Genomic DNA, 21260 nt, shown 5'->3' with positions numbered 1-21260 from the left:
TATTTACGACTTTGTCAAACATAAACATATCACCAAAATGATCAATGTAAATGGGGATTTCATCCGCTATACTGCTAGTTATGAAGGAGGATGACAAGATGGGCTACATTGACGAGGTATCGAAGGAGCTGTACAGCTATCTTCCCCCTCTTACGAAGCAGGATGACTTTAATGAGTTCTGGGACACCACCATTAGGCAGGCTAAGGAAGTCCCGCTTGACCCGCACAGGGAACGGATCGATTACCCGGCCCGCCATGCGAAGGTATACGAAATCTCTTATTGTGGAATGGATGAGACCCGAATTCATGGCTGGCTGATCGTTCCGGCATTTGTGAAAAGGGAACAACATCCCTGCCTGATCCATTATCACGGCTTTAACGGCAGCAGGGGAAGACCCTCCGAACTGATGCACTGGGTGATGATGGGGATGGCCGTATTGTCCGTGGACTGCCGCGACCAGGGAGGACGGACGGGCAACAACGCTTCCTACTCCCACGGGTATACCGTGAATGTAGCTAGCAAGGGCGTACATAACAAATGGGAATATTATTACCGGTATGCTTATATGGATGCCTTGAAGGCGATTGACTTCGCTTGCGCCCAGGAGGATATCGACGCATCGAAGATCGTCATTGAAGGCGGCAGCCAGGGCGGAGCGATTGGTACGGCGATATCAGCTTTGGACGACCGGCCGGTGCTCTCAATGGTGGACGTGCCAAGCAACAGCAATATCGTCTGCCGAATTGAAGGAAATCACGGGGCTTTCGCAGCCGTAGCTCAATATCTGAACAAGCACCCAGAGCAAACGGACCTTGTGATGGATAACCTGAGTTATTTTGATACGATGAACCTTGCAGATCGCATTACTTGCCGGGTGTTAGCGAGTGTTGGATTAAAGGATGAGACTTGTCCGCCGCAGATGTACTTCGCCACCTATAACCGGATCACTAGCAGTAAAGATATCATCATTTATCCTTTTAACGGGCATGAAGGCGGGGGATCCGGTCAAACGGAGATCAAGCTGGACTATTTGCGAAAGCATTTCCCCGACTGGTTCGAAGAGTAGAAGGCGGCGCCGAAACTGGCGTCGTTTTTCTTAAGAGATAGGAAAGTATAACTTCTGAGGCAATCCATCCTTATCTCGCAAGAAAAACTTCCACTAAATACGGTCTATCTTCTGTGAAAGTACGTCGATAGACGTTTTTCTTAGTGGGTAAGGGAGCGGGCGACACCCGAAAATGAAGTGATTTTGTTCTATAGGACGCATGATTTTGTATATGACGCCTCCGCGGTCCATCGTGCTACCATATCTATGACGTCGTCATTCTCACTAAAATTGAAAGCGCTTCACTCTTCCGGCCGGATAGAGTCCATGTTTTTGGCATATGAGAGAGTTTATATACCAAAGGAGGCGAATAATGAAATGAAAAAAGGGATGTCCCGGAAAATAGGGTTTGCGGCACTGTCGCTGGCGATGCTCCTACCCGCAGGAGCGGGCAGCGCTGCTGCGGCATTGACCGAGGTGCCGTACGCTATGGATTCAAGCAATCAGGCGGGATGGTGGACGCCGCTTGAAACGTATGGAACCGGGTTGGAATATGCATACATGTCCTATAATGCCCCCGGCAGTGTCGAGTCGACGCATAAGGTTTACATCGCCCGTCGGGACGGGAATGGGATATGGTCCAACATCCCGGTAATGGATGGAAGCAAGGTTGCGGAGTACGCCGACAATGTAGGGCATAGTCAGCCGTCGATTGCAAGGGACGGCAGCGGAAGATTCCATGTGTTTGCTTCGATGCATGACACGACTTGGAATTATTTCCGGTCCGATACGGTCGGAGGACCGCCGCAAAACCATTCCGCCGACATGCCGACGCCTGCCTCATTCAAAGGTACGTATCCCGTCTTGACCACAGCGCCGAACGGGGATGTGTACCTCTTGATCCGCTCCAGCGAAGATGCCGCCGGCTATCGGTCCGGGCAGCTGTTCCGCTGGGACAATGCGGCTTCTGTGTGGTCTAAGGTGGCCGTAATCGGATCATCCTTGAACAGATCGTTCTACCCGAACGATCTTGTGTTCGATGCGAGCGGCGATCTGCATATCCTGTTCGAATGGTCCACTTTTGCAGCCAGCGCGCTACGGCATGAATTGTCTTACGTCAAATACAGCCCATCGACAGGCAGCTTCACCAAGGCTGACGGCAGCGCTGTCTCCTTGCCACTGAATCCTGGAACCACGGATATCATCCAGCCGCTTGCGCCGACCGAAACGTATGGTCAATCGGGAAGTGATCCGGGAGGCCCCGGCGTGCAGAGCGCCAAGCTGGCCGTCGATCCGGCAGGCAACCCCGTTGCTGCGTATCGCTATCGGGAAGAGGGAAGCAGTACCTTCTCCGTGAAGTATGCATCCTACGGCAGTACCGGTTGGAATCTGCAAACGGTGTATAGTGCGTCGGAGACCAAGGCGGCCATCGATATCACGTGGGCGGGTTCGGTGCCTCGGGTATATTACGCTAAAAGCAGCGGTACGGACCGCGCCTTCATGGCCGTCCCGTCAGGCAGCGGATGGACCCAAACATCCATTGCGCCAGGGAAGCCGATCGAGCGGCTTAGCGTGGAGCGAAACGACAACGGCGTCGATATTTTATATCTTGTGGACGTCTTAAACCGCAAGTTGTACTATGGAAGGAACTAATATTAAAAGTTGCGATTGGAAGAAAGCTGCGAACTGCAGCTTTCTTTTTTTTGCATAACGATCTCATCTGGATTTTATCCGGGGGCAAAGGCCTATGTATTAGAGATCGTGCGCTGGCCCTTCTTGATTTGAGTGAGCCCCAAAACAGACAGGAATATGTCAATAGAACGATTTGATGCTTTTATCGTCTTCGGACGCTACATTTTTACACTATTGCACGAACATTATTATCTATGGACAGCTAGTGAGATATAATGGGAGAACTAAGAGTAAAGGAGTTCTCGTGATGCGGAAATGGCTCGGCTACCTCATTCCCCACAAGCTGAAATACCGGTTGTTTGCCGTGTTTGCGCTTGTCATTTTGCTTCCGTTCAGTGTGCTCAATTTATATAACTACCAAAAAATAGAAACACTTGTCCAAAATAAAATCAGCGAGCAGAGCCACGAACAGCTGGATAATCTACACCGCTCGCTTGAGGATCAGCTCAGCATCGCGTTCAAAACGCTGATCTTCTTGGAGCAGGACTCAGAAATCAGGCGCATCCTGCAGCAGCCGGAGGAACGTACGGTCTTGGACAACAAAGAGATCATGGAGGATAAATTCAAAGGGCTTAACAATAGCTTCTTTCTGTACAATCCGTCCGTCTATTTTACGGTGCTCGATAATGAAGGCCATGTCTATACGTCGTATGCGCCGAATAAGTCCCTGAATTATGACCAAATTGCTTCAGACCCGTCGTTCAAGACACTGAAGGAGGCCAAGAGTGCCTATCTTTGGGTGTCTGACGACGCCAATTATGTTTCTCGAGATATTAGCAAAAGCCCGACGCTGCTGTCCTTATACGCCGAGCTGCGGGACCGCAGCAACCGGCCATATGGCCTGGCGCGCATCAGTATCGATTTTTCGTTCTGGTTCCAATCGATGCTGCAAAAATCCGAGAGCGACCAAGCCTACTTCATCATGACCCGTTCGGGTGAGTTGATCGCAAGATCCATTCCCGATTCATCACTGAGTTCGGAAGCTGTGAGGGAAATCGCGAGCCTGCCGCAGAATGGGCATTGGACCGATCAGAAGTCCGATTCGCTCGTCAACTACACCTACCTATCTTCTCTGGATTGGTACCTGGTGGACCGAATTCCGCTCCATTTGTTATTCCAGGAGATCGAATCGCTGAAGAAGCAGTATTTCGTGACCTTTTACGCCATTACCGCTGCGTTTGTTGCGGTGGCGTACATGATTGCCCATGCATTTTTGAGGCCGCTGTCTCATATGCAGCGGAAGATGAAAGAGGCAGTCCGCAAGGATCTTCGGATTCGTCTGCCCGAGAAGCGTTATTCGGGCGAAATTTTGGAGCTGACGCGTACGTTCAATTCAATGATGGTTGATATGAACGGATTGGTCCAGCGTCTGCGAGCCGAGGAAAGGCAGAAGGACGCGGTACATTTTCAGATGCTGCTGGCTCAGATGAATCCCCATTTTCTACTGAATACGCTGAATACGATGAAGTGGATCGGGCTGCGGGGAGGAAATGAGGAGATCGTAGAAATTTGCCTTTCCCTCGGGAAATTATTGGAGACAAGTCTGAACTCCGATGTGGACCTAATTCATCTCCGTGAGGAAATCGAGCTCACACGCGCATTCCTCTATATTCAGCAGGTCAGATATGGAAACCGCTTTCAAGTGGAGTTCAGCTATGACGAGGAGTTAATCTATGCTTTGGTGCCAAAGCTGAGCCTGCAGCCGCTGGTAGACAACGCGATTCAGCACGGCATCGGCAATATGGCGGAAGGCGGGCGGATTCTGATCCGGATGGGACGCAGTCCGCTGGTGCCGGATCGGCTCACGCTCGAAGTCGAGGACAATGGCGCCGGCATTGGCCAGTCCGGCAGGAATCAGGAAGAAGGACGAAAGCGTCCGAGCATCGGACTGCAAAATGTGAGAGAGCGGCTGCGCCTGTTGTTCAAGGACAAAGGGGAGCTTGAGATCATTCCGCTCGAACAAGGCACGCTGTGCCGCATGCATTTACCGGTGCTGTTGTCTGAGCCTTACGACCATGGACGACAATCCGATATTATCTAGCAAACCGCGAAGGGATGAGCGCATATGTGGAAGGTATTACTGGTGGAAGACGAAACGTTCGTGCGGGAATCGGTTAAGGAGATCATCCACTGGGAGGAGATGGGCTTTACGCTGGTCGGTGAGGCGAGCAACGGTATGGAAGCGCTGCCGATGATCAAGAGTGATCCGCCCGATTTGGTATTGTGCGATATCGTCATGCCGCAGATGGACGGCCTTGAGCTGCTGCAGGAGACACGGAAAGCCGGCATCGCATCCAAGTTCGTCATGCTGACCTGCATTGGCGATTTCGAATCGATGCGTAGAGCGATGGAGTATGGCGCGTCCAATTATATTTTGAAGCTATCTATGAGCGTCAAGGATCTGCGGGAAACGCTGGTGAAGGTCAGCAATGAGCTGTCGGCTAAGCGCTCACCAGCTGAGGGTCCGGCGCGCTTGGCTGCAGCGTCCAGGGAGAAGATCACCCATCCCGAGGTGAATAAAATCATCGACTATATCGAACAAAATTACGACCAGGACATTACACTTAAATCACTCGCACGCTACGTCATGATGGGGGAGAATTACGTAAGCGCCCTGTTCAAAAAGAAAACTGGGGATACGCTGATCCACTATCTGCACCGGACAAGGGTTGAGAAGGCAATCGAATTCCTGACGACGACAGACCTTCCGATTAATCGGATCTGCCAGAACGTTGGATTCATGAATGACAACTATTTCATTAAAATATTCAAACGGATGACAGGGATGACTCCTAGCCAGTACCGAATGAAACAATAGAACAAAATGTATATTCGTTAGCCAGTTACAGGTACCTGAACTGCGTATATCTGTTCCATGAAATCATGATTCTGTTACTTACGGCGTGGCCTGCCGCTTTGCTATCCTTGAGCTACTACAAACAAATTATATATGATGCGGGGGGTTTCAATTGAGAAAAAAAGGTTGGCTAGCGGGATTCGTATCGCTGGCGTTAATCGCTAGTGTGATGTCGGGTTGCTCCGGCGGCGGAAGCAAAGGGGAAGCAGAGGGAGCGGACGCGAAGGGTGGAACGTCCTCTGGCTCCGTCGTTAAGCTGAAAATGTGGGGCGGTGTTCCGCCGGAAGCTGGTCCGCAAGAAGTTATTGACACATGGAACAAGGAGCACCCAGACATTCAAGTGGAATACGTACGGTATGTGAATGATGATGAAGGGAATTTGAAGCTGGATACGGCCATTATGACAGGTCAGGATGTGGACTTGTTCGTCAATTATTCCGCTTCGCAGGCAGCGAAACGGGTAACCTCGGGGGCTGCGGCTGATCTGAGCCCGTTCACAGACTATAATATCGATGAGAAAATGGGTCCTGAAGCTGCCAACTGGAAGATCGACGGAAAATATTACGGCATGCCGACGACAAAAAGCTCGTACTTTGTTGCGCTGAACAAGGACGCCCTTGATGCGGCAAATCTCCCGGTTCCCAAGGATTGGACCTGGGAAGAGATGAGGGAGTACGCCAAAAAGCTTAAAAAAGGTGACGGATACGGCTTCATACAGAACACTGAGCCGTTTGTCGACCCGATCGACTCTGTGCTCTTCAAAGCGGGCTATACTAAAGCTGACGGGACATCCAACCTGGATCATCCGTTGGTGCGCAAATGGCTGGAATCATTGAACGGCATGATGAAGGATGATAAAACGACACCACCGCTCGGCGAGCAGCTGACGTCCAAAATGCCAGTCGAGCAAATGTTCCTTAGCGGTGAAGTGCCTATGCTGAATATCGGAGCTTGGATGCTCCGCAGCTCCAACAACTTTACTGATTATCCACGCGATTTTAAAATCGCGTTTGCACCGGTGCCGAGACTGGAAGAGGATGCTGCTAACCATATGACTCGCGGCGGTTTAGGCGATTATATCTCGATCAACTCACAGTCCAAGTACCAAAAGGAAGCATGGGAGTTTCTGAAGTGGTACGCGGACGGCGGCATGGCGCCAATGGCAGCGGGTGGACGTTTGCCTGCATCTAAGGATGTCGATCAGGATGCGGCATTGAAGAGCATGCTCGGCGACAAAGGGGATACTTACGATCAGGAATCCCTAATGTACGTCATGTTCGAGAACAAGACTCCGACCTTTGTCCGTACTGTTCCTCAGGAGGTTATGGATCTGCGCTCGCAAGAATACGAAAAGTACTTCTTAGGATCTCAGGACCTGGACGGGACTGTGGCGGAGATGGTAAAACGGCATAACGACTATTTGAAATCCAATTCGAAAAAGTAACCCATAAATCAAAAGGCATGAATAGAACAAATTTATGACGAAGCGTCGTGCGGATAGCCGCACGGCGTTTTTTTTGCATCATTTTGTGATATGAAGTCGATGGTTTTGTTCCTTCTGTGGATGGCCCTGGCTTGTTAGACTGAGGACATCAAATCTTGATATGAGGGGGGAAACGCATGAACAACAATTGGATGAGAAGGCAGCGCCGGCTAGGGTACGTCTTTATCGGACCCAGTATGCTCGGCGTGCTGATATTTTTTCTCATACCAGCCGCTTACTCTCTGGGCCTGGTTTTCACGGATTACAAATTCATGAATCCGAACATGGGGTTCGTCGGTTTCGATAATATTACCCGGATGCTGGACGATAAGCTCTTTTACCAGTCGCTAAAAAATACGGTTCTCTTCCTGTTGGCGGTACCGGTATCCATAGCGCTCGGCTTTGTGGTCGCAGTAATTCTGAACCAGAAGCTCTATTTGAAAAAGATGCTGCGTGCCCTGTATTTTATGCCGTACATCACGAGTGGGGTGGCCGTCGCCTTCGTCTGGATGCTACTGTTCCAGCCGACGCAGGGACCGATCAACGGATTCCTTCGAGGCATAGGAATTGAGAATCCTCCGGGCTGGCTGTCGACCACCACGTCTTCCATGTTTGCTATCGATATCATCTGGATCTGGTTCATGATGGGCTACAACATGATCATTTATTTGGCTGCTCTTCAGGAGGTGTCGCCAGAGCTGTTGGAAGCAGCGAAGATCGATGGCGCGCGTCCAGGACAGCTGCTCCGTAAAATCATTTGGCCGCTCGTCAGTCCTACCTCGTTCCTACTGCTGGTGACCGGCATGATCATGACGATCAAGACGTTCGGCATCATTCAGGCGACGACACAGGGCGGTCCGGGGAACAGCACGACCATCTTGTCCCTCTACGTCTATCAGAATGCCTTCCGGTATTACGACATGGGCTATGCCTCTACAATCTCGTGGGCGCTGTTCATCATCATTCTGATCATCACCGCGATCCAATGGTACGGCCAAAAACGGTGGGTCCACTATTAAGAGAAAGAGAGGCCTGAAGCATCATGAAACTCAATAAACGACTGATCGCCGGCACGCCGGGCAGGCTGCTTGCGTCAATAGTTATGCTGGCGCTGGCCATCGTGATGATCATGCCCTTCTTATGGATGATTAGCACGTCCCTGAAAACCCCGGCCGAGGTATTTAAATACCCTATCGAATGGATTCCCTCGAATCCGACATGGGAGCATCATATCAAGGTATGGTCCGGACCAAAGAGCTTCGGAACCTATTACCTGAACTCCCTGAAAATTTCCTTGATCGGCATGGTCGGAGCTACATTCTTGTCCGCTTTTGCGGCGTACGGCTTTGCCCGCATTGAATTTAAGGGGAGAAACGGGCTGTTCATGCTTTACTTATCCATGATGATGATTCCGCCGCAGGTGCTGTTCGTGCCCAAGTTCATCATGTTTGAGTGGGCCGGTATCTACAATACGCATTGGGCGCTTATCCTGCCCGCTATGTTTACGATTTTTGGCGTGTTTATGCTGCGCCAGTTCTTCCTGTCTATTCCCCAAGAGATTTCCGAGTCGGCTTTCATTGATGGAGCCGGTCATTTCCGGATCTTCTTCCGGCTCATTCTGCCTCTAGCCAAACCGGCGCTGGCCACCTTGGCCATCATCGATTTCTCTTGGCATTGGAACGATTACGAGAACGCGCTGGTCTTCTTGATCGACGAGAATTTGTACACCATTCCACTGGGGCTTCAGAACTTCATTCTGGAAAACATGGTGGACTATAACGGCATGATGGCCGCAGCATCCGCGGGAATTATCCCGATGATAATCGTGTTCGCGATCGGCCAGCGATACATTATTCAAGGTCTGACTAATTCTGCAGTGAAAGGGTGAGTAGCATGAGAACGGAGACAATACAAAGTGATGTGACCGTGATTGGCGGCGGGCTGGCAGGCGTCTGCGCAGCCATTGCGGCGGCAAGGCTTGGGAGTAAGGTCGTGCTCGTGAACAACCGCCCCGTCCTGGGCGGCAATTCGAGTAGCGAAGTACGGGTGTGGGTGTGCGGAGCGACCGCGCACGGCATCAACCGATATGCCCGGGAGACCGGCATTATGGGTGAGTTGTTGCTTGAGAATCAGTACCGCAATCCGGACGGAAATCCGTACCTGTGGGATTTGGTTATCTTGGAAGCAGTAAAGGCGGAGCCAAACATTACGCTGCTGCTGAATACGGATGTGCACGAAGTCGAGGCGGAAGGCTCGGAGGAGAACCGGATGATCCGGTCAGTAACCGGTTGGATGATGGGCTCCGAGCGGCGTATCCGCTTGGAAAGCCCCGTCTTCCTAGATTGTACTGGCGATGGTCTTGTTGGCTTCTTGGCGGGTGCCCAGTACCGGCTTGGGCGGGAAGCCGCTCATGAATACGGGGAAGAGTGGGCACCTGAGGAAGCGGACAATATCACCCTGGGCAGCACACTCCTGTTCTACACGAAGGATGCGGGGCACCCCGTCCGATTCGTACCGCCATCCTTCGCGAAGGACATCACGCAGACGCAGATCCCAATCAAGCGGGTCATCCGCAGCGGCGACTCGGGTTGCCATTATTGGTGGATTGAGTGGGGCGGCGAACTGGATACAGTCCATGACAATGAAGTAATCCGGGACGAGCTGTGGTCGGTCATTTACGGCATTTGGGATTATATCAAAAATTCCGGGAGGTTCGAAGCTGATACCATGACTCTGGAATGGGTCGGTTCCATCCCGGGAAAAAGGGAGTACCGTCGTTTCGTTGGCGACTATGTGCTGAACCAGAACGACATTATTGCACAGGAGCCATTCCCGGACCGCATCGCCTTTGGCGGCTGGTCCATCGACCTGCACCCGCCGCAAGGGATGTATGCCGATGCCAGCGGTTCCAAGCATACGCATGCGGACGGCAATTATCATATTCCGTACCGCTGCCTGTACTCGGTTAACGTCGGAAACCTGCTGTTCGCCGGCCGGAACGTCAGCGCTACCCATGTGGCGTTTGGAACGACGCGAGTTATGGCCACTTGCGCGGTCATGGGAGAAGCGGCCGGTACCGCCGCTTCGCTGTGCGCGGCGAAAGACGCATTGCCGCGCGATATCTACCGCTCGCATCTGCAAGAGCTGCAGCAGACACTGCTGCGCCAGGATGCCTCGATCATCGGCCTGCGGCATGAAGACGAGCAGGATTTGTCCCAGTCGGCGAGGGTAACGGCATCATCAGTTCGCCGCATCATCGCCGTCGATCAGCCGGATTCGGCCGTTCAGCTAAGCAGGGATGCCGCACTGCTGTTCCCGGTGGAACCATCGTTTGATGGCCTTGAGCTGCTTATAGACGTGACCGAGGATACTCAGCTTACCGTGGAGTTATGGGATACCGGACGACTGGAGAACTACGTGCCACATTCGAAGGTGGCTGAATCGGAAATTTCTGTCACCAAGGGTAAAGCGCAGTGGGTATCCCTGCCGCTTGCCTGGGTGCCAGATGTACCGCAGAATGCCTTTGTCATCATTCGTGAAAATCCGGCCGTCAGCTTGTACCGGGCAGCCGAACCGCTTACGGGCGTTCTCGCTTTCGAGAAAGGCGCCATCCCTAACGCTTCAGCCGATCTGGAGGACCACGACGAGAATCAGCCTATCGTGGCCTGGAGCATGAAGGCGCTTATCCGCCAGCCGTTCTGCTTTAAGGTCAAGGGCACGACCGAATCTTATGTGCCGGAGAAGGCAGTCGGAGGATACAAGCGGCCGTTCGGAGGTCCAAATCTGTGGGCATCCGAGCCAATCGGTCCGGAGCACGAGGCTTGGCTGCAGTTGACGTGGGAGAAGGACATCGCCATGAATGAAATCCTTCTGACGTGGAATGACGACGTGAATGAAGATCTGATCAACCTTCACCATCATCGAACGCCATTCGATATTATTCCGGAACTGGTGAAGTCGTACCGGATCGAGGCCCAGATCCAAGGGCAGTGGAGTACCGTGGCTTCTACAGTGGATAACCGGCGAAGAAGCAATCGCATCCATCTGAAGGATCCGATCTTGGCCGATGCGCTGCGCGTCGTCATCGAAGAAACGAACGGCGCTCCTTGCGCGGAGCTGGTGGAAATCCGGGTGTATTAAATGCTTAAAGCAGCCTCCCTTTGCGGGTGGCTGCTTTTTATATAGGAAACAATGGGTACACATCTGCTGTTAGTTGATGATATCTACGAACTGGATTGTTGCATCAGCTCTTTGATTTCAAGATATTGTGTATTCGTTATTTGCTGAGATTGATGAATGGCATCTAGCTTGTCCTCTATTTTTTTCAATCGAAGCTGCGTTTCTTTTTGAATTTTCTCGGTCTCCTTTTGAGTTTTGGAGTTATCCATGATGACTAGAATGGTCAGTCCAGCACTAAAGACCGTTAACCCTCTAGCGATTTGATTTAAATCGGGCGGGTTCATGGCAATCAGGCAATCGGCAAATCCGGCTCCTATGAGTAGACCACCGATCGTGACAATTCCAGTCCTTTTCCAATTATCCGGGATGATATTCAATAGTTGCTTCATCTAGAAATCTCCTTCAGCTAGGTATTATAGTAATCTTAATAAAACACAAATTATGGAATAGTTAAAGGAAATGAATGGGAGATTAAAGCGTTACTAACAGATTTTACCTAGCTTTCGATGGAGGGAAAAAGGTTCAAATGGCGAATAATTTTATTGGTCATTTAATTTCATTAGGAGGCTAGGAAGATGGCAGCAACTCAAGGAATACTAGAATGGACTTTAGTGAGTGAGTGTCCTATCCCACAAGATGTAAATGCATTACTGGTGGCGGGAGAAGTGGCGGTAGCAGCTTATAAAACCATTCGCGATTCTGCTATTTTTACGAACAAAAGATTGATTGTTAGGGATTCTCAAGGTATTACAGGCAAAAAAGTTGAGATATACTCAATTCCCTATTCCTCTATTAATATGTGGTCTACGGAGAATGCAGGTGGATTTCTTGATACCTCTGCTGAGGTCGAGTTGTGGACACGGGCAGGTCACATTAAAGTGAAATTGCAAAAAGGCGTAGATATTCGTAAGTTTGACTTATTGATTGCCAATTCACTGTTAGTAGATTAATTGAACCGCTCTAGGAGCGGATTTGCAAAAAAAGGGAGTGCCTCAAAGTTCCAATTTGGAACTCGAGACACTCCTTTTTTTACTTACTTAAACCTTAGAATATTGGATATTCGCGGTATCCGCTTTGCACCCCGATCCACTTAACAGTTGTGAATTTGTTTATCGCCCATTCTCCATTGAAACGTCCTAACCCAGACTCTTTTTCACCCCCAAATGGAACGTGAGCTTCATCGTTTACAGATTGGTCGTTTACATGGATCATACCTGTATCTATTTTCATGGCTAACTCGGCCCCGTGATGACGGTCTTCTGTAAAAATGGAACCACTTAAGCCGTATGGCGAATCGTTGGCAATTTCGATCGCTTCATGTTCATGTTCTGCTTTAATAATCGCAGCGACTGGACCGAAAATTTCATTTTGGGCGATTGGCATATCATTCTTTACATTTTTTAAAACAGTCGGCTGCATCAAACATCCTTCTACTTTTCCTCCATATATGAGCTCTGCCCCTTGCTCTATACTGTCATTCAAATCTTTCTGAATTCTTTCGATTTGTGCTTTATTGATAACGGGTCCTACGAATGTTGACGGATCAGACGGATCTCCATATTTTAATTGACCTACCAACTTTGCGAATTCGTTAACGAAGTCATCATGGACCTCTTTATCCACAATAATTCGATTTATTGCCATACAAATTTGTCCTTGATGAAGAAATTTACCGAATACAGCTGCTTTTGCTGCCTGCTCTATATTGGCGTCCTTTAAAACGACCATTGCGTTATTCCCGCCTAGTTCAAGTGCAACGTCTTTTAAATTTCGACCTGCATTTTCACCAATGCGTCTGCCGACTTCAGTTGAACCTGTGAAAGAAATGAGTTTCGGAATAGGATGAACAACAAATTCATCTCCAATTTCACTACCTTTTCCAACAACAACATTCACAAGACCTTGAGGAAAGCCTGCTTTTTCAAATAGCATTCCAAAGATGAGCCCTGATGTTACAGGTGTATCTGAAGCTGGTTTAATCACAACACTGTTTCCTGTCGCTAATGCTGGTGCAACGGAACGCATGGTTAAATGGAAAGGGAAATTCCAAGGGCCGATCACCCCTATAACCCCTTTAGGTAACCGATATACTCGATTTTCCTTATTCGGGAATAAGGAAGGGAGGATGCTGCCAGCCATTCGAGTTATGAAAGAAATAGACTCCTTCGCAATCCCTAATGCGGCATCAAATTCAATATTGGCCTTAATACGAGTGCTTCCCGATTCCTTTACCAGCCAATCGATAATCGTGTCTTTCTCGGCTACCATCACATCTACAAGTTTTTGAAAAAGTTCTTGTTTTTCACCTATTATCATATCCGCCCATTTAGGCTGTGCTTCTTTGGCTGCTTGAAAGGCTTCATCTAGGTCCTTTCTATTCGCAGATTGAATCGTTAATATTTGTTCTCCTGTATAAGGATTGAGGTTTTCGATACTTTTCTCGCTTGAACCTAGTTTCCAGGTGCCGTTAATATATTGTTTTGTGAATTGGTCCATCGTCTGTTTCCTCCTAATACATGGATTGATTGCTTGTATTTTTTTGAGATACATCATCTATTAACCATATTCATTAGGAAGAGAGCGTTTATTTTAAAATCGACTTCTTTAGGTGCTATTAAATATGTACTCAAATGTGTTGGTGAAAGTTCGTTATTTGATCTAGTTATTTACTTTTGGAGCAACTGTTAGAGGGATAATTTTACTTATTGTCGAATATTAACATAATATTCATTGTTAATTATTTCTAACAATCGGAGGTAGCTTACTATATGGGGGACTCATCTATTCTGGAGTTCAAGACACTCCTTGCCAATTTAATGCGGGCTCGGTTTCCATTCCTATACATACCAACCTGGGAAGAGGAGCGCGCTTTATCAGTTATACGTTCTGTCGTAACGAATGAAGGTTTGATCAAAACCGTTCGAAAAGTACTTACTTGGAGTGTAACCAACGGTTTGGCGGAGGAAGGCCAGAAAGGTAAGGAGGATTCCAAGGCTCCGTTAAAATGCCTGGATTTCATCGAGTCTTATGATCAGCCGGCAGTCTTTATTTTAAAGGATTTTCACATTTACTTTGGTGCTGGTGGTAGGCAGGCCGACTATCAGGTAATTCGGAAAATCCGAGACTTACTGCCTTCATTGAAGCAAGGTGCTAATCAAAAAAATGTCATTATCGTGAGCCCCAATTTAGTGCTTCCCACAGAACTTCAGAAGGAGATTACGATTGTTGATTTTGATCTGCCTTCTTTTTCGGAAATCAAAAGTGTGCTTGGAGAAATGATTGAGGCCAATAGAAGTAGTGGCAGAATTACTATGGATCTTACCCGGGAAGATGAGGAACGACTCGCTAAGGCCGCTCTAGGTCTTACACTACATGAAGCAGAGAACGCTTTTGCGCGTGCAATGGTTGAGGACGGAAAATTAGACTGCGGGGATGTTGAAGTCATCCTAGAGGAAAAGCGACAAATCATAAAGAAATCCGAGATTCTTGAATTTGTAAAAACGGACCTGAAGATCGAAGATGTCGGAGGTTTGGAAAACCTGAAACGATGGTTGATGAAACGCAACAAGTCGTGGCTTGATTCCGCGGCGCAATACGGTCTTCCCGCCCCTAAAGGAGTCTTGATCACCGGTGTGCCGGGATGCGGAAAGAGTCTGATTGCAAAAGCCATAAGTGCTATGTGGCAATTGCCGCTTTTGCGATTAGACTTAGGTAAGATATTCAGTGGAATTGTCGGCAGCAGTGAAGAAAACATGCGCAAGGCCATCAAGACGGTGGAAGCCATCTCTCCTGCTATTCTGTGGATTGATGAAATTGAAAAAGGATTTAGCGGTATGTCTACCGGAGGAGACAGCGGTACATCGAGTCGTATATTTGGTACATTCCTGACCTGGATGCAGGAAAAGACAAACCCGGTATTCGTCATCGCTACGGCCAACAATATTCACTCCCTCCCGGCTGAGATGCTGCGCAAAGGCCGATTTGATGAAATCTTTTTCGTTGATCTTCCGACCAAAAAAGAACGAATGGATATTTTTCGTCTACATATTAGCAAACGCCTGAAGAACCCAAAGGTCATCGGTGATTTTGAACTAAGCGAGGATATTCTTCATCTTCTAGCAGAGTTAACCGAGGGCTACGTAGGTGCAGAGTTGGAACAAGTTGTTATCGCTTCCCTGTTTGAGGCCTTTTCAGAGGATCGAAGCATTAAACTTGAAGATTTTAAGAAATCGATTCTTACGATGGTACCGCTCTCCATCACTCAAGCCGAACAAATTCAGAGTATCCGAGATTGGGCCAATGTTCGTGCTGTAGCAGCCACGCCCCGTGAAGATCGGATGGAATATAAACAAGAGGTAACAGAAGTTAAGATCCCGAAACCGGAGGAAGAAGATATTCGTTTCGAACGTGGCGGCAGAGCTGTTGATTTTTAAATAGTAGACTTAGATAAGGAGCAGATCTATGTCAAAGAAAAGCATTAGAATACAAATCTTTGCTGACGGGCAGATCAAAGCAGATGTTATGGGTGTTAAAGGAAAATCATGTATGGATTACGCTGAGGTTTTGGAACAATTACTCGACGCGGAAATTGTAGATTCCCATTTTACGGCTGAATATTACGAGAATGAACAATTAGAAATTCTTCAGCAACAGAACGTGCAGAATAAGGTTAACTAGAAGGAGGATCCTAAATGTCTGTTTCTCTTGCGCTTATACCTGTTGCACTTACGCTGCGACTCGTGATGGAAAAGAATAATTTCAACAAATGGGTTGAATCGATGCAGGAGAAAGTCCCTACAACCTTTGAAAATGAACTTGAACTGGTTCAAACGGTTCGCAAAGCAGGCTACGATGCTGAAAGATTGGGCGGTAGTATAAAGACACATATTGACGGTGAAAATCAGTTTATCTTTTGGGACTTGGTTGACGGTAAGTGGACGGCAATCTTCGGAAAGTCGGACTCTAAACCAAAAATTGAGGGGTTCATGGCTGAAATCAACGAGGTCGCTGGTCGAAACATTTTTATGCCGTTGCAAGAGCTGGATCAAGAGCCAAGATTGACCGAATCCATTAAACCCGCACCCACATTTCCGACCAACTTTCGCGATGGCGAACTTTTGTTCCGGACACTTAAGGAATTTGGCGTCAATCCGATTCATCGGGGATCAAGTATCGAATGTAAGGTTGAGAATTCACATTTGATATTTATTCAAGCCCAAGACGGTCCTTTCCATGTCGAGGTTCGTAATGCGCCGGATTTACGTAAAATATTTGAGTACTTATCCGATGTAGATGATGATTATAAGCGATGCTTGCAGTCTATTGTGTATGAAAAGCTGAAGGGACGCGTCGCTGAAAAAAACATGACCATCGAAAGCGAAGAAGTACTGGAAGATAACTCGATCGTGCTTACACTAAGCATTAGTAGTTGAATGGGTTAACAAAATCTTGGTGTTGGATCAATCGGTGCCAAGCGAATCATACAATAATACGTATGGTTGATTTTAATCGGAGGGATAACGGTATGGGAGTGGCCCGTAAAGGATTAGTTTGGAAAATCATGCAATCGTGGTGGATTTTATTGACCTTCTCATTAATGTTTAACTGGGTCGCCTTTTTCTATATTGCCAGCAGAGCTAAAAATAAGCGGTGGGCCTTATGGGGCCTCATTTATTCTATTCCGTTTATTTTATTATTCTCAGAAATGTTACAAGAGGATACCTTGCCGTACGATCTCATGATGACTAGTCTGTTTCTTGGCTGTATTTTCTCCATTTTTCATGGATTTAAGGTTCGAAAGGAGTTCCTCCTACGACTTGAAGCCCGGGAACTGGCTTCTCGTGGCGAGGAAGCAATCTTAAAGGATAAGATCGAGTCTGAATACGGGGTCAAGCTCTCAGCCGAAGGGTCTAAGCCTTTGCGAAGATCGGAGCCGCTTTCTGCTGAACAAAGGGGAGCCCTGCAAGCAGATGATCTTCCGGTGGCGCAGGATGTCTACAAACAACGTGCTGATGAGGCTTTGATGCAACTGGAGACCCCAAATGAGGAAAGCACAGAAGTCATAAATCCCGAGCCCATGGCCTTAGAGGTAGTTGATCTGAATACGGCAACAGAGAGTGATTTGGCAGGTTTACCAGGAGTGGGAGCCATTCTTGCCAAAAAAGCGATCCAGCATCGTCAGACAAATGATGGCTTCCGCTCTGTCGATGAATTTTTTGAATTACTGGGGTTAAAGCCACACGTCATAGATCGCGTTCGTCCGCTAATTACTGTTCAATCTTTATCAGAGGAGCCTCCTAAGCTAAAGGGTCGTGTGGTGGATTTCTAATGCTGCTGCGAGTACATCGATTTTTACCTACGACCAAAGTTGAGGGCCCGGGTATACGTGCATGTATTCAGGTACAGGGATGTCCGATTCATTGTGCAGGCTGTGCGGTTCCGTTTACGTGGCCGGAAGACGGAGGCTTCACGATGGGAGTCGATCAACTTGCTGAACAAATTCTCCAAGGTCCTGCAATTGAAGGTGTAACCTTTCTGGGTGGGGAACCTTTTGCACAAGCTCAAGCGCTGGCTAGACTAGGGAAGATCCTGAAGCAAGAGGGACTTTCTGTGATGACGTTTACAGGGTACCTGCTTGAAAACCTGCAACAATCGGGAAACCAAGATTACCTCGACTTATTAGCAATTACCGATCTGCTCATTGATGGGCCTTTTCAGATAGAGCATTTGGATACGAGCCGTCCTTGGGTAGGCTCCTCCAATCAGCGCTATCATTTTCTGACAGAACGGTACCTTCATCTTAAAGAACGAATGACAGATATTCCAAATAGGCTAGAGGTCCGTCTTACCCCTGATGGTAGGGTTATGGTTAACGGCTTAGCAGAGGTTGGAGACTTGAAGGACCTATTTAGAGGGCTACTGTGAGCCTTCTTTCGAACAACTTTAGCATCACGCGGCGGCGAATTATGGTTTTGCTAACCCACGGTTCGTCTCCCTTACGTTCTAAAAGAGCGCCCAATGCGGCGCTCTTTTAATTTTTAGAAAGTATCACCAATAGTTTGATTTTGTACTAGAATCTTATTTATAATAATAGGCTAATCTAAACTGCATCAGGAGGAGATAATGGAATTTATTAAAAATCAACTAGAGGGATACGGCATAAGTGAACAAATGATAGGATATCTTTCGAATATGATCATGATTGTTATTATTGCTGTCGGCTCCATACTGGCTAACTATGTGACCAAAAAAATTGTGCTGAAGTGGATTACTCATATCATCAATAACAACCGATATACGTGGGACAATATTATACTGGAGAAAAAAGTGTTCCATAAGCTGTCGCATTTGGTACCAGCGATTATCATCTATTCTTCAGCATCCATCTTTTCGCCTTATCATGCTTTGATAGAAAAACTAGCAATAACCTATATCATTATCGTAATTATCATTGTGTTCAGTGCGCTGCTGAATGCCGTTGAAGCAATCTATCGTACGTTTGAAGTTTCCAAGATCAGACCGATTAAAGGATATATTCAGGTGGCGCAAATATTTCTCTATATCATCGGTAGCATTGTGGTAATCTCGATCCTCATCGGTCAGAATCCTGTGATCATTCTTAGTGGGCTTGGTGCCTTATCGGCTGTGCTGATGCTAGTTTTCAAGGATTCCATATTGGGCCTGGTGGCAGGCGTTCAATTATCATCGAATGATATGGTGCGTGTAGGTGACTGGATTGAAATGCCTAAGTATGATGCGAACGGTGACGTGATTGATATTACATTAAATACGGTAAAGGTTATGAATTTCGATAAGACAATTACGATGATTCCCAGCTACGCTCTTATTTCAGACTCATTCAAGAATTGGAGAGGCATGCAAGAAACAGGTGGCAGAAGAATTAAGCGAAGTATCAATATAGATACAACCAGCATATCTTTTTGTACAGAGGAAATGATTGAGGAATTTCAGAAGATTCAATATCTTACCGATTATATTACGACAAGATTAGATGAGATTAACGCGTACAACATGGAACATCAGATTAATATGGAAAGCAAAGTTAACGGCAGACAGCTTACCAATATAGGCGTATTCAGAGAATACATCCATCAATATTTGAGAAATCATCCGAAAATTCGTAAGGATATGACGCTGATCGTCAGACAGTTAGCGCCGGGAGATAATGGACTGCCGCTCGAGATCTACGCTTTCAGCAATGATACCAACTGGGGAGTGTATGAATCGATTCAAGCGGATATATTTGACCACATTTTTGCGGTTGCACCGACATTCGGACTTCGTGCCTTCCAAAATCCAACGGGCCATGATATCGTCCATCTAAAAGAAAACCCGCAATACTCGCGTGGATATTGAGAAATGTTCGGAGGATGAAGGGCGAAAAATCGATGCATGGATGACCGTGATCGTTTATTAGAACTTAATCGTGTTGAAGAAAAGACCCTGTGTGAAGGGTCTTTTCTTGTTGTTGGACAATTATTTCGAAGAAGAGAGGTCACTTTTCTTGTTCAATGAATATCCATTTCATTTGTGTTTTTAATCACAAGCATTGCAGTGCAGGGATGCTAGTTTATAGATGTGAACAAGAAAATTTAATCTTTAAATGTATATAGAAATAAAACAGAGGTGGAGAATATGAGTGAATTAATTAATAACCGTGAGAATGGTGTTTCTGCTCATCGAACTATCCGTATAAATATGCTCAAGGATATCATTAAAGAGCTGCATCATGGAAAAAGTGTGGAGGAAGTAAAGGCAAAGTTTAACGAAGCCGTAGGGGAAATATCCGTTGATGAAATTTCGGAGTTGGAGCAGGTATTGATGCAAGAGGAAGGAATACCGGTGACCGAAGTACAGCGGTTGTGTAGTGTGCATGCTGCTGTGTTTAAAGGTTCCATCCAAGACATTCACAGAGCTCACAAACCTGAAGAGCAGCCTGGACATCCTGTGCATACCTTTAAGATGGAGAACCGAGAAATTGATCGACTGGCAAACTTCAAAATTGCACTGCATCTGGATCAATTTCTTAAAGATCAAGGAGAGGCAAATCGCCTTAAATTGCTGGAGGATTTCAATCTCCTCTATGATGTAGACAAACATTACAGCCGCAAAGAAAATTTACTGTTTCCTTTCCTCGAAAAATACGGAATTTTTGGACCAACCAAGGTGATGTGGGCAGTAGATGATGGTATCCGGATTGGAATAAAAGAAGTGAAACAGAAGCTCACTAATTTTGATGGCAATGCCGAGGCATTCGTGGATCTAGCAAAACGCGTCTTAAAAGAAGTAACAGAAATGATCTATAAAGAGGAACATATCTTATTACCTATGGCTCTGGACAAATTAACGGAGGATGAATGGCTTCAAATTGCCGTGCAAAGTGAAGAGGTCGGTTATTGCCTGACAGCACCGGAGCAACAATGGATTCCTGCTAGAGCAGCTGAACCTGGCACAGATCAGGGATTGGAGTCTTCTCCGCTACAAGAAGGATACATCCGAATGAGTACAGGTATCTTATCGGTTAAACAGTTGGAATCTATCTTAAATCATTTACCGGTCGACCTGACTTTTATAGATGAGAATGATATCGTTAGGTACTTTTCACATGGGAAAGAAAGAATCTTCGTTCGTACCAAAGCGGTTATCGGCAGAAGTGTTCAGAACTGCCATCCTCCACAAAGCGTACATGTCGTCAATCAGTTGCTTGCTGATTTCAAAGCAGGTGTCAAAGACGAGGAAGATTTCTGGCTCCCGGTGAAAGATAAATTTGTCTATATTCGCTATTTCGCTGTAAGGGATGAAGAAGGAAAGTATTTAGGTACGCTTGAATTCACTCAAAATATTAAGCCGATTCAGGAACTGACAGGTCAAAAACGGATACTTTCTGAGTGAGGGGAGAACCGGTTCACCTTACGTTTTAATTGCACATATCATGAAAAAAACCGTCCTGATGTGAACTGCATCCAAATTATTAGACATGATC

18 protein-coding genes are annotated in these 21260 nt (G+C 47.2%); 16 read left to right on the top strand and 2 right to left on the bottom strand.

Annotated features, from left to right (window positions below):
- Nucleotides 1–98 precede the first annotated feature (98 nt).
- From ACFQV5_RS09270 to ACFQV5_RS09235, 8 genes are all read left to right on the top strand, one after another.
- Complete coding sequence (locus ACFQV5_RS09270) at nucleotides 99–1067, top strand: acetylxylan esterase (protein WP_379245929.1); 969 nt, start codon at nucleotides 99–101, stop codon at nucleotides 1065–1067.
- A gap of 357 nt (nucleotides 1068–1424) precedes the next feature.
- A complete protein-coding gene (locus ACFQV5_RS09265; RefSeq protein ID WP_379245927.1) occupies nucleotides 1425–2699 on the top strand; it encodes a BNR-4 repeat-containing protein in 1275 nt (424 codons plus the stop codon).
- A 286-nt stretch (nucleotides 2700–2985) separates the two neighbouring features.
- On the top strand, nucleotides 2986–4779 hold the full coding sequence (locus ACFQV5_RS09260) for a cache domain-containing sensor histidine kinase (protein WP_379245924.1): 1794 nt from the start codon (nucleotides 2986–2988) through the stop codon (nucleotides 4777–4779).
- Nucleotides 4780–4803: 24 nt separating this feature from the next.
- A complete protein-coding gene (locus ACFQV5_RS09255) occupies nucleotides 4804–5556 on the top strand; it encodes a response regulator (RefSeq protein ID WP_379245922.1) in 753 nt (250 codons plus the stop codon).
- A 151-nt stretch (nucleotides 5557–5707) separates the two neighbouring features.
- The gene (locus ACFQV5_RS09250) at nucleotides 5708–7039 is read left to right on the top strand and encodes an ABC transporter substrate-binding protein (protein WP_379245920.1); all 1332 of its coding nucleotides are present in this window, start codon (nucleotides 5708–5710) and stop codon (nucleotides 7037–7039) included.
- Nucleotides 7040–7215: 176 nt separating this feature from the next.
- Nucleotides 7216–8097: a carbohydrate ABC transporter permease gene (locus ACFQV5_RS09245; RefSeq protein WP_379245918.1), complete on the top strand. Its 882-nt coding sequence runs from the start codon at nucleotides 7216–7218 to the stop codon at nucleotides 8095–8097.
- 83 nt (nucleotides 8098–8180) lie between these two features.
- Nucleotides 8181–8966, top strand: coding sequence for a carbohydrate ABC transporter permease (locus tag ACFQV5_RS09240; protein ID WP_379246197.1), 786 nt, complete (start codon nucleotides 8181–8183; stop codon nucleotides 8964–8966).
- 5 nt (nucleotides 8967–8971) lie between these two features.
- Entirely contained in the window at nucleotides 8972–11218 is a 2247-nt protein-coding gene (locus ACFQV5_RS09235; protein ID WP_379245916.1) for an FAD-dependent oxidoreductase, read from the top strand.
- A gap of 83 nt (nucleotides 11219–11301) precedes the next feature.
- On the opposite strand, the gene ACFQV5_RS09230 is transcribed toward ACFQV5_RS09235, so the two are convergent.
- Complete coding sequence (locus ACFQV5_RS09230; RefSeq protein WP_379245914.1) at nucleotides 11302–11646, bottom strand: hypothetical protein; 345 nt, start codon at nucleotides 11644–11646, stop codon at nucleotides 11302–11304.
- Between the two features lie 186 nt (nucleotides 11647–11832).
- Between ACFQV5_RS09230 and ACFQV5_RS09225 the strand changes: the two genes are divergently transcribed.
- Nucleotides 11833–12207 carry a PH domain-containing protein gene (locus ACFQV5_RS09225; protein ID WP_379245912.1) on the top strand — a complete coding sequence of 125 codons (375 nt, stop codon included), beginning with the start codon at nucleotides 11833–11835 and terminating at the stop codon, nucleotides 12205–12207.
- A gap of 94 nt (nucleotides 12208–12301) precedes the next feature.
- Here the strand turns inward: ACFQV5_RS09225 and ACFQV5_RS09220 are convergent, their stop codons facing one another.
- On the bottom strand, nucleotides 12302–13753 hold the full coding sequence (locus ACFQV5_RS09220; RefSeq protein WP_379245910.1) for an aldehyde dehydrogenase family protein: 1452 nt from the start codon (nucleotides 13751–13753) through the stop codon (nucleotides 12302–12304).
- Between the two features lie 272 nt (nucleotides 13754–14025).
- Here ACFQV5_RS09220 and ACFQV5_RS09215 point away from each other — a divergent pair, with 272 nt between their 5' ends.
- From ACFQV5_RS09215 to ACFQV5_RS09185, 7 genes are all read left to right on the top strand, one after another.
- The gene (locus ACFQV5_RS09215) at nucleotides 14026–15690 is read left to right on the top strand and encodes an AAA family ATPase (RefSeq protein WP_379245908.1); all 1665 of its coding nucleotides are present in this window, start codon (nucleotides 14026–14028) and stop codon (nucleotides 15688–15690) included.
- Nucleotides 15691–15718: 28 nt separating this feature from the next.
- Nucleotides 15719–15934 carry a DUF2997 domain-containing protein gene (locus ACFQV5_RS09210; RefSeq protein WP_379245906.1) on the top strand — a complete coding sequence of 72 codons (216 nt, stop codon included), beginning with the start codon at nucleotides 15719–15721 and terminating at the stop codon, nucleotides 15932–15934.
- A gap of 14 nt (nucleotides 15935–15948) precedes the next feature.
- The gene (locus ACFQV5_RS09205) at nucleotides 15949–16689 is read left to right on the top strand and encodes a hypothetical protein (RefSeq protein WP_379245904.1); all 741 of its coding nucleotides are present in this window, start codon (nucleotides 15949–15951) and stop codon (nucleotides 16687–16689) included.
- A 92-nt stretch (nucleotides 16690–16781) separates the two neighbouring features.
- Nucleotides 16782–17585 carry a ComEA family DNA-binding protein gene (locus ACFQV5_RS09200; protein ID WP_379245902.1) on the top strand — a complete coding sequence of 268 codons (804 nt, stop codon included), beginning with the start codon at nucleotides 16782–16784 and terminating at the stop codon, nucleotides 17583–17585.
- On the top strand, nucleotides 17585–18181 hold the full coding sequence (locus ACFQV5_RS09195; RefSeq protein ID WP_379245900.1) for a 4Fe-4S single cluster domain-containing protein: 597 nt from the start codon (nucleotides 17585–17587) through the stop codon (nucleotides 18179–18181). The genes ACFQV5_RS09200 and ACFQV5_RS09195 overlap by 1 nt, the downstream gene beginning before the upstream one ends.
- A gap of 198 nt (nucleotides 18182–18379) precedes the next feature.
- Nucleotides 18380–19633, top strand: a complete 1254-nt coding sequence (locus ACFQV5_RS09190) for a mechanosensitive ion channel family protein (RefSeq protein WP_379245898.1) — start codon at nucleotides 18380–18382, stop codon at nucleotides 19631–19633.
- A 279-nt stretch (nucleotides 19634–19912) separates the two neighbouring features.
- Nucleotides 19913–21169, top strand: a complete 1257-nt coding sequence (locus tag ACFQV5_RS09185; RefSeq protein ID WP_379245896.1) for a DUF438 domain-containing protein — start codon at nucleotides 19913–19915, stop codon at nucleotides 21167–21169.
- Nucleotides 21170–21260 lie beyond the last annotated feature (91 nt).

Origin of the sequence: Paenibacillus sp. GCM10028914, from assembly GCF_042666275.1 — a bacterium.
Taxonomy (GTDB): domain Bacteria; phylum Bacillota; class Bacilli; order Paenibacillales; family Paenibacillaceae; genus Paenibacillus_AQ.
Note: the sequence above shows the minus strand (reverse complement) of the source record. Positions and strands in the feature narration are given on the sequence as shown.

Excerpts from the sequence above, each read along its gene's own strand:
- ACFQV5_RS09195 (WP_379245900.1), top strand. The coding sequence starts at position 17,585 with ATGCTGCTGCGAGTACATCGATTTTTACCTACGACCAAAGTTGAGGGC.
- ACFQV5_RS09270 (WP_379245929.1), top strand. The coding sequence starts at position 99 with ATGGGCTACATTGACGAGGTATCGAAGGAGCTGTACAGCTATCTTCCC.
- ACFQV5_RS09265 (WP_379245927.1), top strand. The coding sequence starts at position 1,425 with ATGAAAAAAGGGATGTCCCGGAAAATAGGGTTTGCGGCACTGTCGCTG.
- ACFQV5_RS09260 (WP_379245924.1), top strand. The coding sequence starts at position 2,986 with ATGCGGAAATGGCTCGGCTACCTCATTCCCCACAAGCTGAAATACCGG.
- ACFQV5_RS09235 (WP_379245916.1), top strand. The coding sequence starts at position 8,972 with ATGAGAACGGAGACAATACAAAGTGATGTGACCGTGATTGGCGGCGGG.
- ACFQV5_RS09190 (WP_379245898.1), top strand. The coding sequence starts at position 18,380 with ATGGAATTTATTAAAAATCAACTAGAGGGATACGGCATAAGTGAACAA.
- ACFQV5_RS09185 (WP_379245896.1), top strand. The coding sequence starts at position 19,913 with ATGAGTGAATTAATTAATAACCGTGAGAATGGTGTTTCTGCTCATCGA.
- ACFQV5_RS09245 (WP_379245918.1), top strand. The coding sequence starts at position 7,216 with ATGAACAACAATTGGATGAGAAGGCAGCGCCGGCTAGGGTACGTCTTT.
- ACFQV5_RS09220 (WP_379245910.1), bottom strand. The coding sequence starts at position 13,753 with ATGGACCAATTCACAAAACAATATATTAACGGCACCTGGAAACTAGGT.
- ACFQV5_RS09225 (WP_379245912.1), top strand. The coding sequence starts at position 11,833 with ATGGCAGCAACTCAAGGAATACTAGAATGGACTTTAGTGAGTGAGTGT.
- ACFQV5_RS09205 (WP_379245904.1), top strand. The coding sequence starts at position 15,949 with ATGTCTGTTTCTCTTGCGCTTATACCTGTTGCACTTACGCTGCGACTC.
- ACFQV5_RS09240 (WP_379246197.1), top strand. The coding sequence starts at position 8,181 with ATGCTGGCGCTGGCCATCGTGATGATCATGCCCTTCTTATGGATGATT.
- ACFQV5_RS09230 (WP_379245914.1), bottom strand. The coding sequence starts at position 11,646 with ATGAAGCAACTATTGAATATCATCCCGGATAATTGGAAAAGGACTGGA.
- ACFQV5_RS09255 (WP_379245922.1), top strand. The coding sequence starts at position 4,804 with ATGTGGAAGGTATTACTGGTGGAAGACGAAACGTTCGTGCGGGAATCG.
- ACFQV5_RS09210 (WP_379245906.1), top strand. The coding sequence starts at position 15,719 with ATGTCAAAGAAAAGCATTAGAATACAAATCTTTGCTGACGGGCAGATC.
- ACFQV5_RS09200 (WP_379245902.1), top strand. The coding sequence starts at position 16,782 with ATGGGAGTGGCCCGTAAAGGATTAGTTTGGAAAATCATGCAATCGTGG.
- ACFQV5_RS09215 (WP_379245908.1), top strand. The coding sequence starts at position 14,026 with ATGGGGGACTCATCTATTCTGGAGTTCAAGACACTCCTTGCCAATTTA.